This window comes from Parasphingorhabdus pacifica (assembly GCF_054779195.1).
In genome coordinates, this window is the sequence record NZ_BAAGYS010000011.1 from 167,310 (window position 1) to 180,124 (window position 12,815).

General features: G+C 66.1%; 6 protein-coding genes. 2 read left to right on the forward strand and 4 right to left on the reverse strand.

Annotated elements, in window-relative coordinates:
- Positions 1-1,177 precede the first annotated feature (1,177 nt).
- Both rpoB and ACYVAN_RS17755 read left to right on the forward strand, forming a co-directional pair.
- Positions 1,178-4,591, forward strand: a complete 3,414-nt coding sequence (gene rpoB, locus ACYVAN_RS17750; RefSeq protein WP_460961010.1) for a DNA-directed RNA polymerase subunit beta — start codon at positions 1,178-1,180, stop codon at positions 4,589-4,591.
- A 107-nt stretch (positions 4,592-4,698) separates the two neighbouring features.
- A complete protein-coding gene (locus ACYVAN_RS17755) occupies positions 4,699-8,610 on the forward strand; it encodes a DNA-directed RNA polymerase subunit beta' (protein WP_460961012.1) in 3,912 nt (1,303 codons plus the stop codon).
- A gap of 236 nt (positions 8,611-8,846) precedes the next feature.
- On the opposite strand, the gene ACYVAN_RS17760 is transcribed toward ACYVAN_RS17755, so the two are convergent.
- From ACYVAN_RS17760 to pdxR, 4 genes are all read right to left on the reverse strand, one after another.
- The gene (locus ACYVAN_RS17760) at positions 8,847-9,041 is read right to left on the reverse strand and encodes a DUF397 domain-containing protein (protein ID WP_460961014.1); all 195 of its coding nucleotides are present in this window, start codon (positions 9,039-9,041) and stop codon (positions 8,847-8,849) included.
- Positions 9,038-9,880, reverse strand: a complete 843-nt coding sequence (locus tag ACYVAN_RS17765; protein ID WP_460961016.1) for a helix-turn-helix domain-containing protein — start codon at positions 9,878-9,880, stop codon at positions 9,038-9,040. The genes ACYVAN_RS17760 and ACYVAN_RS17765 overlap by 4 nt, the downstream gene beginning before the upstream one ends.
- 772 nt (positions 9,881-10,652) lie before the next feature.
- Positions 10,653-11,159 (reverse strand): DUF6319 family protein, encoded by a 507-nt coding sequence (locus ACYVAN_RS17770; RefSeq protein ID WP_460961018.1) that lies wholly within the window; start codon positions 11,157-11,159, stop codon positions 10,653-10,655.
- 116 nt (positions 11,160-11,275) lie between these two features.
- On the reverse strand, positions 11,276-12,793 hold the full coding sequence (pdxR, locus tag ACYVAN_RS17775; RefSeq protein ID WP_460961020.1) for a MocR-like pyridoxine biosynthesis transcription factor PdxR: 1,518 nt from the start codon (positions 12,791-12,793) through the stop codon (positions 11,276-11,278).
- Positions 12,794-12,815 lie beyond the last annotated feature (22 nt).

Genomic DNA, 12,815 nt, shown 5'->3' on the forward strand with positions numbered 1-12,815 from the left:
TGTCGTCCGGTCGGCCCGCATCGTCCATCATCGGCAATTCTCCTGTGGCGTGCTCGCGCGAACATCGATTCGCGCGTTGCGGGGTCGTGTCACGCTACCGACGTACGCGGCTGTTGAGTAGTCCGTGTGCACCAGGTGGGATCGATCCATTGCCGTACGCGGTCAACCCTCGAACGGGTCGCTCCGGGTAGTGGCGCCCTTCACACGTTTCCAGTGGCGATTCGGGGCCGATCGGGTGCGAATCGCCCAGCGGTCGAGACCGAACCGGCGACCGGATTTCTCGGTGGTCACCATCCGGCGATCCGACCGGGACGGGGCGAGCTGGCGCGGCTCACCGCGTGTGCACGGGTACGCACGTGCGGTGCGCGGTGCCGATGGGCCGGCGCGGTCGTGTTGTGGATCGCGACAGCACGGCCGCGCTTGTTCGGCAGGCCGTCGGGTTCGGTGCTGCGGAACATGTCCCCCCTCGCGGCGTTCGGCGGTCCGGTAGCGGTGGTTCGTCGAGCTGATCCGAACACGAGCGATCACCGGAAGTGGGTGGGTTCGGACAAATGGGGCCGTTTGGTCCAGTGGATCGCCTGCCGAACGGCGCAACGATCAAACGTGATGACCGTCTCGCCCGGACGGGTGGAATGGAGGCGGCGCGACGAATCGGTGGCGCGCGTGTACGGGTCGTCGGCGGGCTGTCAAGATGGCATGAAAGGTGACTTGAAACCGGCTGCGAAAATGGCTGTGACCTGCGGTTATGCCTGGTTCGCCGAACACGAGCGGTGATCGTGTTCTGCGCCACGAGGGTGATCGGAGCGTGATCTCTTGACTGTCGGCGCCGCTGGGTTCACTCTGGTCGTCAACACGGGCTGGGTTCGCCGGACGGAGACGGAACCGGGGCTTTCGAGCCGCCGGTTGAGCGTTGTCGGCGGCCCCCTCTCGACAGCTGGCGTCGTTCCGGCTAGACTGCTACTTTGCGCTGCCTTCATTCCGTATGTCCCGCTGGGGTCGTCGGTTTGTGGGCGCCATTGCACCCTTGACAGCTGTGTTAGCTGATTGGCGAGAGAAGCCATCGCGCTGATACGGCTGTAGCCAGTTCAGAGTCCCGGAAGGACGCATCTTGGCAGTCTCCCGCGCGACCAAGGTCTCTGCAGCTTCCAACAACTCGTCGGGGATCCCTGGGGCACCCATGCGGGTCTCGTTCGCGAACATTCGCGAACCGTTGGAAGTACCCGATCTGCTCGATCTGCAGGTTCAGTCTTTCGAATGGCTCGTCGGTGACGAGACCTGGTTCCAGCGCCGGGTCGACTCCGGCGAGGAGAGTCCTGTCGGTGGCCTCGAAGAGGTCCTCAGCGAGATCTCTCCCATCGAGGACTTCTCCGGATCGATGTCGCTGTCCTTTACCGACCCCCGCTTCGACGAGGTCAAGGCCTCCGTCGAAGAGTGCAAAGACAAGGACATGACCTACTCGGCGCCGCTGTTCGTCACGGCCGAGTTCACCAACCACACCACTGGCGAGATCAAGAGCCAGACGGTGTTCATGGGTGATTTCCCGGTCATGACCGACAAGGGCACCTTTATCATCAACGGTACCGAGCGGGTCGTCGTGTCCCAGCTCGTCCGTTCTCCCGGTGTGTACTTCGACCAGTCGGTGGACAAGACCACCGACAAGGACGTGTACAGCGTCAAGATCATTCCCAGCCGTGGTGCCTGGCTGGAGTTCGACGTGGACAAGCGGGACACCGTCGGTGTCCGCATCGACCGCAAGCGCAGGCAGCCGGTCACCGTGCTGCTCAAGGCGCTCGGCTGGTCCGATGAGGCCATCCGCGAGCGGTTCGGCTTCTCGGAGACGCTGATGGCGACTCTGGAGAAGGACCACACCGCAGGCCAGGACGAGGCGCTGCTGGACATCTACCGCAAGCTCCGTCCCGGCGAACCGCCGACGAAGGAGAGCGCCCAGACCCTCCTGGAGAACCTGTTCTTCAAGGAGAAGCGCTACGACCTGGCTCGCGTCGGCCGCTACAAGGTCAACAAGAAGCTCGGTCTGGAGCTGCCGTTCACTTCCGGTGTGCTCACCGAAGAGGACGTCGTCACCACGATCGAGTACCTGGTGCGCCTGCACGCGGGTGAGACCGCGATGCACGAGGGCGACAACGAGGTTCCGGTCGAGGTCGACGACATCGACCACTTCGGCAACCGGCGTCTGCGCACGGTCGGCGAACTGATCCAGAACCAGGTTCGGGTCGGTCTCTCCCGTATGGAGCGTGTCGTCCGCGAGCGGATGACCACCCAGGACGTGGAGGCGATCACTCCGCAGACCCTGATCAACATCCGCCCTGTCGTGGCGGCGATCAGGGAGTTCTTCGGCACCTCGCAGCTGTCGCAGTTCATGGACCAGACCAACCCGATCGCGGGCCTGACGCACAAGCGTCGTCTCTCCGCGCTCGGTCCGGGTGGTCTGTCCCGTGAACGTGCGGGTATGGAAGTCCGTGACGTGCACCCGTCGCACTACGGGCGGATGTGTCCGATCGAGACGCCGGAAGGACCGAACATCGGTCTGATCGGCTCGCTGGCCACCTTCGGGCGGGTCAACCCGTTCGGCTTCATCGAGTCCCCGTACCGCAAGGTCGTCGACGGCCAGGTCACCGACCAGATCGACTACCTCACCGCGGACGAGGAAGACCGCTACGTCAAGGCCCAGGCCAACGCCACCCTCGACGCGGACGGCAACTTCGAGGACGAGCGCGTGCTGGGACGGCGCAAGGGCGGCGAAGTCGAGCTGCTCGCGCCGACCGAGATCGACTACATGGACGTCTCGCCGCGGCAGATGGTCTCCGCCGCGACCGCGATGATCCCGTTCCTCGAGCACGACGACGCCAACCGCGCCCTGATGGGTGCGAACATGCAGCGTCAGGCGGTGCCGCTGCTGCGCAGCGAGTCCCCGCTGGTCGGTACCGGCATGGAACTGCGTGCCGCGGTCGACGCCGGTGATGTGATCGCCGCCGACAAGGCGGGTGTCGTCGAGGAACTGTGCGCCGACTTCGTCACGATCATGGCTGACGACGGCACGCGCAAGACCTACCGGATGCAGAAGTTCAGCCGGTCCAACCACGGCACCTGCACCAACCAGAAGCCGATCGTCAACGAGGGCGACCGGATCGAGGCCGGGCAGGTCATCGCGGACGGCCCGTGCACCGAAGACGGCGAGATGGCGCTGGGCAAGAACCTGCGCGTGGCCATCATGCCGTGGGAGGGGCACAACTACGAGGACGCGATCATCCTGTCCCAGCGTCTGGTGCAGGACGACGTGCTCACCTCGATCCACATCGAGGAGCACGAGGTCGACGCTCGCGACACGAAGCTGGGCGCCGAGGAGATCACCCGGGACATCCCGAACGTCTCCGAGGACGTGCTGGCCGACCTCGACGAGCGGGGCATCATCCGCATCGGCGCGGAGGTCCAGGGCGGCGACATCCTCGTCGGCAAGGTCACCCCGAAGGGCGAGACCGAGCTGACGCCGGAGGAGCGGCTGCTGCGAGCCATCTTCGGCGAGAAGGCTCGCGAGGTCCGCGACACCTCGATGAAGGTGCCGCACGGCGAGACCGGCAAGGTCATCGGCGTCCGCGTGTTCAACCGCGAGGACGACGACGAACTGCCGCCCGGCGTCAACGAGCTCGTGCGGGTCTACGTCGCGCAGAAGCGCAAGATCCAGGACGGCGACAAGCTCGCCGGCCGGCACGGCAACAAGGGCGTCATCGGCAAGATCCTGCCGATCGAGGACATGCCGTTCACCGAAGACGGCGCCCCGGTCGACATCATCCTGAACACCCACGGTGTTCCGCGACGGATGAACATCGGCCAGGTGTTGGAGACCCACCTCGGGTGGATCGCCTCGCAGGGCTGGTCGATCGATGGCGACCCGGACTGGGCCAAGCGGTTGCCCGCCGAGCTCTACGACGTGGAGCCCGACACCAACACCGCCAGCCCGGTCTTCGACGGTGCTCGCGAGGAGGAGATCACCGGCCTGCTCGCCTCGACCAAGCCGAACCGCGACGGTGAGCGGATGGTCAAGCCCGATGGCAAGGCGCAGTTGTTCGACGGTCGCAGCGGGGAGCCGTACCCGTACTCGGTCGCCGTCGGCTACATGTACATCCTGAAGCTGTCGCACCTGGTGGACGACAAGATCCACGCTCGGTCGACCGGCCCGTACTCGATGATCACCCAGCAGCCGCTGGGCGGTAAGGCTCAGTTCGGTGGCCAGCGCTTCGGTGAGATGGAGTGCTGGGCCATGCAGGCGTACGGCGCGGCCTACACCCTGCAGGAGCTGTTGACGATCAAGTCGGATGACGTGGTCGGCCGCGTCAAGGTCTACGAAGCGATCGTCAAGGGCGAGAACATCCCCGAACCGGGCATCCCGGAGTCGTTCAAGGTGCTGCTCAAGGAGCTCCAGTCGTTGTGCCTGAACGTCGAGGTGCTCTCCAGCGACGGTGCGGCCATCGAGATGCGCGACGGTGACGACGAGGACTTGGAGCGTGCCGCGGCCAACCTCGGCATCAACCTTTCTCGTAACGAGGCACCGTCGGTCGACGACGTCGTCAACTGACCTCGTCGCCGGTCCGCGGGGCGAGTCCCCGCGGACCGGCCCCCGACCCAACCTGGCACCCCTGCCTCTCATCGGGCAGAACCTCTGACTAAGGGAGAAGACCCGACGTGCTTGACGTCAACTTCTTCGATGAACTCCGTATCGGCCTCGCCACGGCCGACGACATCCGCCAGTGGTCGTATGGCGAGGTCAAGAAGCCCGAGACGATCAACTACCGCACCCTGAAGCCCGAGAAGGACGGACTCTTCTGCGAGAAGATCTTCGGTCCTACCCGGGACTGGGAGTGCTACTGCGGCAAGTACAAGCGTGTCCGATTCAAGGGCATCATCTGTGAGCGTTGCGGCGTCGAGGTCACCCGCGCCAAGGTGCGTCGTGAGCGGATGGGCCACATCGAGCTCGCGGCCTCCGTGACCCACATCTGGTACTTCAAGGGTGTTCCGAGCCGCCTGGGCTACCTGCTGGACCTGGCGCCCAAGAACCTCGAAAAGATCATCTACTTCGCCGCCTACGTGGTCACCTCGGTGAACACCGAGATGCGGCACAACGATCTGTCGACGCTCGAGAACGAGATGAGCGTCGAGCGCAAGCGGCTGGCCGACCAGCGTGACGCGGACCTGGAGGCCCGCGCGCAGAAGCTGGAGGCCGACCTCGCCGAGCTCGAGACCGAAGGCGCCAAGAGCGACGTGCGCCGCAAGGTCAAGGAGGGCGGCGAGCGCGAGATGCGCCAGCTGCGCGACCGTGCGCAGCGGGAGATCGACAAGCTCGACGAGATCTGGGAGACCTTCACCAAGCTGGAGCCCCGCCAGCTCATCTCCGACGAGCTGCTCTACCGCGAGCTCTACGACCGCTACGGCGAGTACTTCACCGGTGGCATGGGCGCGGAAGCGATCGAGTCGCTGCTCAAGAGCTTCGACATCGACGCCGAAGCGGAGTCGCTGCGCGAGGTCATCCGCTCGGGCAAGGGCCAGAAGAAGCTCCGCGCGCTCAAGCGGCTCAAGGTCGTCGCCGCGTTCCAGGCCACCGGCAACAACCCGGCGGGCATGGTGCTCGGTGCGGTCCCGGTCATTCCGCCGGACCTGCGTCCGATGGTGCAGCTCGACGGTGGCCGGTTCGCGACTTCGGACCTCAACGACCTGTACCGCCGCGTGATCAATCGCAACAACCGCCTCAAGCGACTGATCGACCTCGGTGCGCCCGAGATCATCGTCAACAACGAGAAGCGGATGCTGCAGGAGTCCGTCGACGCGCTGTTCGACAACGGTCGTCGCGGTCGTCCGGTCACCGGTCCCGGCAACCGGCCGCTGAAGTCGCTGTCGGACCTGCTCAAGGGTAAGCAAGGCCGGTTCCGGCAGAACCTGCTCGGTAAGCGGGTCGACTACTCCGGCCGTTCGGTCATCGTCGTCGGTCCGCAGCTGAAGCTGCACCAGTGTGGTCTGCCGAAGGAAATGGCGGTCGAGCTGTTCAAGCCGTTCGTCATGAAGCGGCTCGTCGACCTGAACCACGCGCAGAACATCAAGTCCGCCAAGCGGATGGTGGAGCGGCAGCGCGCGCAGGTGTGGGACGTCCTCGAAGAGGTCATCGCCGAACACCCCGTGCTGTTGAACCGTGCGCCTACGCTGCACCGCCTGGGTATCCAGGCCTTCGAGCCGCAGCTGGTCGAGGGCAAGGCCATCCAGCTGCACCCGTTGGTCTGCGAGGCGTTCAACGCCGACTTCGACGGTGACCAGATGGCGGTGCACCTGCCGCTTTCGGCCGAGGCACAGGCCGAAGCCCGGGTGTTGATGCTCTCCAGCAACAACATCCTCTCGCCCGCCTCCGGTCGGCCGCTTGCGATGCCGCGGCTGGACATGGTCACCGGCCTGTACCACCTGACCCGCTTGGTCGAGGGTGCGCAGGGCGAAGGGCTTTCGTTCTCCTCGGTCGGCGAGGCGATCATGGCCTACGACCGCGGTGGGCTCGACCTGCAGGCCAAGGTCAAGATCCGGCTCCGGGACGTCGCTCCGTCCAAGGAGCTCATGCCCGAGGAATGGGAGCCCGGCAAGGCCTGGCTGGCCGAGACGACGCTGGGCCGGGTGTTCTTCAACGAGCTGCTGCCCGAGGACTACCCGTTCGTCGACGACGTCCTGCCGAAGAAGAAGCAGGCGGCGATCGTCAACGACCTGGCAGAGCGGTACCCGATGGTCACCGTCGCCCAGACGCTGGACAAGCTCAAGGACGCCGGCTTCCACTGGGCGACCCGGTCCGGTGTGACCGTGTCGATCTCCGACGTGGTCGTTCCGGAGGCCAAGACGGAGATCCTGGACGGCTACGAGCAGAAGGCCGACCAGGTCGAGAAGCGGTATCGCCGTGGTGCGCTGTCCTACCAGGAGCGCAACGCCGAGCTGGTCAAGGTCTGGACGGCGGCCAAGGACGACGTCGCCGAGGCGATGGAGAAGAACTTCCCCGAGGACAACTCGATCAGCATGATCGTGAAGTCCGGTGCCGCCGGTAACATGACCCAGGTCGTGCAGCTGGCCGGTATGCGTGGTCTGGTGTCGAACCCGAAGGGTGAGTACATCCCGCGCCCGATCAAGGCGAACTACCGCGAGGGCCTGTCGGTGCTGGAGTACTTCATCTCCAACCACGGTGCCCGTAAGGGTCTGGCCGACACCGCGTTGCGTACCGCCGACTCGGGTTACCTGACCCGGCGTCTGGTGGACGTGTCGCAGGACGTCATCGTCCGCGAGACGGACTGCCAGACCGAGCGCGGTATTCGGATGCCGATCGCGGAGAAGTTGCCCGACGGCAGGATGGTTCGCGACGCGCACATCGAGACCAGCGTCTACGCCCGGACGACCGCCGAAGACGTCACCGACGCCGACGGCAACATCGTGCTCACCCGTGGTTCCGACCTGGGTGACCCGGCGATCGAGAAGCTGTACACGGCGGGCATCGCGAAGGTCAAGGTCCGCAGCGTGCTCACCTGCGAGTCCGGCGTCGGTGTCTGCTCCGTCTGCTACGGCCGTTCGATGGCCACCGGCAAGCTGGTGGATGTCGGCGAGGCTGTCGGCATCGTCGCGGCGCAGTCCATTGGTGAGCCGGGTACGCAGTTGACGATGCGTACCTTCCACCAGGGCGGTGTCGCCGGTGACGACATCACGACCGGTCTGCCCCGTGTTCAGGAGCTGTTCGAGGCCCGCGTCCCGAAGGGCAAGGCTCCGATCGCGGATGCCCCCGGCCGCGTCCGGCTGGAGGACAACGACCGCTACTGGAAGATCACGATCACGCCGGACGACGGCAGTGACGAGATCGTCTACGACAAGCTGTCCAAGCGTCAGCGGCTCGCGGCGATCTCGGTGGACGGCAGCGAGCGGCAGATTGCCGACGGCGACCACGTGGACGTCGGTCAGCAGCTGCTCGAAGGCGCTGTCGACCCGCACGAGGTGCTGCGCGTGATGGGTCCGCGGGAGGCACAGCTCCACCTGGTCGACCAGGTGCAGGAGGTGTACCGCTCGCAGGGTGTGGGCATCCACGACAAGCACGTCGAGGTGATCGTCCGCCAGATGCTGCGCCGGGTCATCATCATCGACTCGGGTGCTACCGAGTTCCTGCCCGGTTCCCCGGTGGAGCGCTCGCAGTTCGAGAGCGAGAACCGCCGCGTGGTCTCGGAGGGCGGCGACCCGGCTTCGGGCCGTCCGGTGCTGATGGGTATCACGAAGGCATCGCTGGCCACCGAATCGTGGCTGTCGGCGGCCTCCTTCCAGGAGACGACCCGCATCCTCACGAACGCCGCGATCGAGGGCGCGAGTGACAAGCTGATCGGTCTCAAGGAGAACGTGATCATCGGTAAGCTGATCCCGGCTGGTACGGGCATCAACCGCTACCGCAACATCCAGGTGCAGCCGACCGAGGAGGCACGGGCCGCGGCTTACGCGATCCCGTCCTACGACGACGGCTACTACACGCCGGATGTGTTCGGTACGGGTACCGGTGCCGCGGTCCCGCTGGACGACTACGACTTCGGTCGCGATTACCGCTGAGGGTCTCGCCGCGGAACCGCGGTGACGCCTCATGGTTCACAGGGCCCCTGTCCGACTCCTCCGGACAGGGGCCCTTTCGTGTTCCACCGCAGACGACTGCGACGTGCGGGTGGCGCAGGTGCGGACGCATCGCCCCCTTGGTCCAACGTGAGCTACTGTCCAGTTCGGCGGGGGGCGGAGTGAAGAGAGCCCGTTCCCCGGTAGCTCCAATACCGGGGAACGGGCCTCGGGAGTGCTCAGGGCAAATCGAATCGGCCTGATCGCACTCCGGTCAAGAAGTCGGACCACGTCTCGGCGGTGAACACCACGATGCCGCTTACCGGGCCTTTAGTGTCCCGCACACCGATGATGCCGGGACCGCGGTTACCGACCTCGACGCATTCCTCCTGGGCGCTGTAAGAGGATTTGCGCCAATGTGCGAAACCTGTCATTCAACCTCTCTTTCGTGCCTGCGGACATAGTCCGCGATGAGCTCGGTCGAATCCGACCGAGGTATCGCGACTTTACGCAGATCGTCCGCGGCAGACTTGAATGGGGCGACGTCCTCGGCGTCGTCGAAGAAGGCACTCGCATGGCGTTGCTCCACGTGAACGATCGATCGGTCCCGAACGAAGTCGAGTAGAACGAATGTCCCCTGCAATCCGGTGTGGGCACCCGCGCTGATGGGCATTATGCGCAGCGCGATGTTGTCTGCCAGGGACATGTGGTGGAGATGTCGCAGTTGTTCGGACATGACCTGCGGACCACCCACCGGACGCTGCAGAACGCTTTCGTCGAGGTAGACGGCGAGTTCGACCGGATGTTGTTTGTACAAAATTCCCTGTCGCAATTGTCGCACATTTATGTGCCGGTCTATCTCGTCGGAATCGGTGTGGAAACCGTGGAATAGTGCGCGCGAGTACGGTCGTGTCTGGAGCAGGCCGGGGAGCACGTGCAACGCGCACTGCGTAATCCGCACCGCGCGCTGCTCGGCGTCGAGTAGTGCGGTCAGCTGTGGTGACAGATCGAGCCCGAATTCCCACCACGCGGGTTGGTTGATGTCGCGGGCGAGTTTGAGCAGCTTCTCGCGTTCGGTTCCGGTCACGCCCAGGATGGCGAGCACGCTGGAGAGGTCGGTCTCGCTCAGTTTGTGCTGGGCCAGCTCCACCCTGCTGACCTTCGATTCGGACCAACCGAGTTTTTCGCCCACCTGACGCATGGACATCCCGGTCGCTTTTCGAGCGCCGCGCAGTTCGTTGGCGAGTGCTCGTGCTCGGGGGGAGCCAATCATAGGCGCAGTTTAGGTGATCCTTACCGGTTTCTCCTCAGTCCGCAGCAGGTCAACTCAGGACACCTCGGGGCAATTCCGGTGCGCGGCGGAGTAGCGGCTCGAGGAGCGGCTCGGCCCGGGCGATTTCGCGGGGCGGGATTGTCGACGATCGGACGGGAAAAAGATACCCGTTCGTGCGTTGCCAGACTCCTAGCGCTTCTGGGAGTCTCCCAGAGTTGGGTCCGCGGTCACACTGTGATTGGGCTGAACGGGTGAGTGTCTACGTAGTTTCGCGTGGTCCGGTAGAGCTGATCGGTCGCGCGATACGGCGATGAAGTCGTATTTCGGGGTTGCCCCCGCATCGTGTTCGACACTTCCGGTGATGTCTGTGCGCGTCACCGGGGAACCGAGTACTCACCGCCCGGTTCGGCTGCTCGGCTCAACGCCGCGCACTCGTGGTCATCCGAGTCCGGTTCTTCGGTCTCACGGCCGCGGTCTCTGCCACCACGGGTGCGACGGTCCACGCTCGGCCCCCGGTCGTCGCCGGCCATGCCGTGTTTTCGAGGGGCAGACACGGCATGGCCGCGGACCGCGTCCGGGCACGCGTGCTCACGGCGGGGCATTCAGGATCGTCCCGCCGAACCTTCCCCGGCGGCGGGCGCCCGGTGTCTCGCCGATCGGAATGACCGACCCGGATGATCGGGCCGGAACGAGCGACCGGCGAGACCCGGCAGCGGGTTCGGGGCGACCTGCCACGCGGACGTGGAGCCCGGTCGCCCCGAAACCGGTACTGCTAGTTCTCGAGTCCGGCGAGCGCGTTGCGCACCCGCTCGACCTCGGCTTCGAGTTCGGCGAGTTTCGCCTCGTGCTGTTCACGGGCCGCACTCAGGACGCTCTCGATGGTTTCGGAGATGTCGTCGTGCAGTTCCGCGGCGGCCTTGGAGACCGCGGCCGCCGGAATCTCCACGCCCTGCAGCACGCGCTTGCCGCCGTGCATGAGCTCGGCCTGCCACTCACCCTCGGCGGTGCCGGTGACGGTGAGCGTCAGCTCCACCGTGCGCGACTTCTTGGCCGTGCTCTGCTTGCGCGGGCGCTTCTTCGGCGCAGCGCTCTCGGTTCCGGCGTTCTCCGTCGACCCGCCCGAAGCGGCCTGGCCCGGGGCCTGGTCGTTCTCGCCGGCCGTGCCGCCGTCCTGGTTCGAGCTTTCGGGCTGTCCGGCCTCCGAGGTCTGGGTGGCCGACTGGTCGGCAGCCGATCCGTCGGTGGCTGCCTCGTCCGTGCCCGGCTCGTGATCGTTCAATGTCTACTCCCTCTGTGTCGCGGCGAGACTCTCAGGATAGAACAGGTGTTCGGCGGGCTTGTGTCCTGTTTGCCCGACAGTGCGCATGGATGTGCGTGCTGCGGCGTCGGCCGAGGTCACCGAGCGTCGAGCACTTCCACGAGCGTCCGCAGAGCAGACCGGAACGTTCGCCCATCCGGGGCGGCATACCCGATCACCACACCGCCGGGGTGCGGGCCGGGGCCGACCCAGTGCGTGGCGAGCCTGTCGAGCGCGACCGAACGTTCCCGGGCACGAGCGAGGATGTCGTGCTCGGTCGGTCCGTGCGGATCAAGGCGCAGTGCCACGTGCAGGCCTGCCGAGATCCCGGCCGGGTACGGCCGGTGCGGTGTCGCGGTCACGGCATCGAGCAGGCTCGCCCGACGTTGCCGATAGGTGGTGCGGCAGCGCCGCACATGTTGATCGTATGCGCCCGTGGAAATCAGCTCGGCGAGGGTGAGCTGTTCGAACAACGGCGCGTGCACTCCGCTGCGCGTCTTCAGCGCCCGCACCGGCGCGACGAGTCGGGCAGGCAGCACCAGCCAGGCGATGCGGAGCGCGGGAGCGAGCGTCTTGCTGGTGGTGCCCGCGTAGACGACGTGCTCGGGAGCCATCCCCTGCAGCGCGCCCACCGGTTGCCGGTCGTACCGGAACTCGCCGTCGTAGTCGTCTTCCACGACGATCCGGTCGGCGCTCTTCGCGCGTTGGACCAGGGCGGTTCGCCGGGCCGAGCCCATGGTCACGCCCAGCGGGTACTGGTGCGCGGGCGTGACGGCCGCGACGGGATTGGTCAACGCCGAGACATCGATGCCGTGATCGTCCACCGGCACCCCGCGAACGGTGAGACCCGCGTCGTGGGCGGTGCTCCGGAACTGCGGCCGGGACGGGTCCTCGAAGTCCACCGCTCTGATCCCCAGCGTCCGAAGGGCCTTGGTGAGCAGCGAGAACGCTTCGCCGTAGCCATTGCAGACCACGATCCGGCCGGGGTCGGCGACGACGGCGCGAACCCGCCCGAGATAGTCGGCGAGGGCGGTTCGCAGCGCCGGGTGTCCCTGCGGATCGCCGTAGTCCAGATCGCCGACGGTCGCTTTGTTGAGCGCTCGGCGCCCGGCGGCGAGCCACTCCTTCCGGGGGAACGAGTGCAGATCGGGACGGCCGGGGCGGAAGTCCCACCGCGGTGTTGTTCCGTCGTGAGCGGCGGCCTCCTCGTCGTGTTCGCCGCCGCCCGCCCCGGTCTCCGTGCCGGCGCCCGGGTGCCCGCGTCGCTCGGCAGGCCCGGTGTGCTCGAGCCCGGCATGATCGGCAGGCCCGTCCTGAACGGGAGTAGCGTGATCGGCAGGAGTGGTGGTCGCCAGCCGCTCGGCGACGGTCGTGGGCGAGCCCTGCCGGGACAGCAGAAACCCTTCGGTGGTCAACTGATCGTAGGCACGGGTTACCGTTCCCCTCGCGATGCCGAGATCCTCGGCCAGTGCACGGGTCGACGGCATCCGAGACCCGGCGGGCAACCGGCCGTTCCGGATCGCGGTACGCAGCGACTCGGCCAGCGTCCTGCTGTCCGGCTTGTCCGACCGGCCCAAGCCGGGCACGGATTCGAGGTTCGGCCGACCGCGCGTCACGCATGTGGACAGTACCCAATGC

Excerpts from the sequence above, each read along its gene's own strand:
- rpoB (WP_460961010.1), top strand. The coding sequence starts at position 1,178 with ATGCGGGTCTCGTTCGCGAACATTCGCGAACCGTTGGAAGTACCCGAT.
- ACYVAN_RS17760 (WP_460961014.1), bottom strand. The coding sequence starts at position 9,041 with ATGACAGGTTTCGCACATTGGCGCAAATCCTCTTACAGCGCCCAGGAG.
- ACYVAN_RS17765 (WP_460961016.1), bottom strand. The coding sequence starts at position 9,880 with ATGATTGGCTCCCCCCGAGCACGAGCACTCGCCAACGAACTGCGCGGC.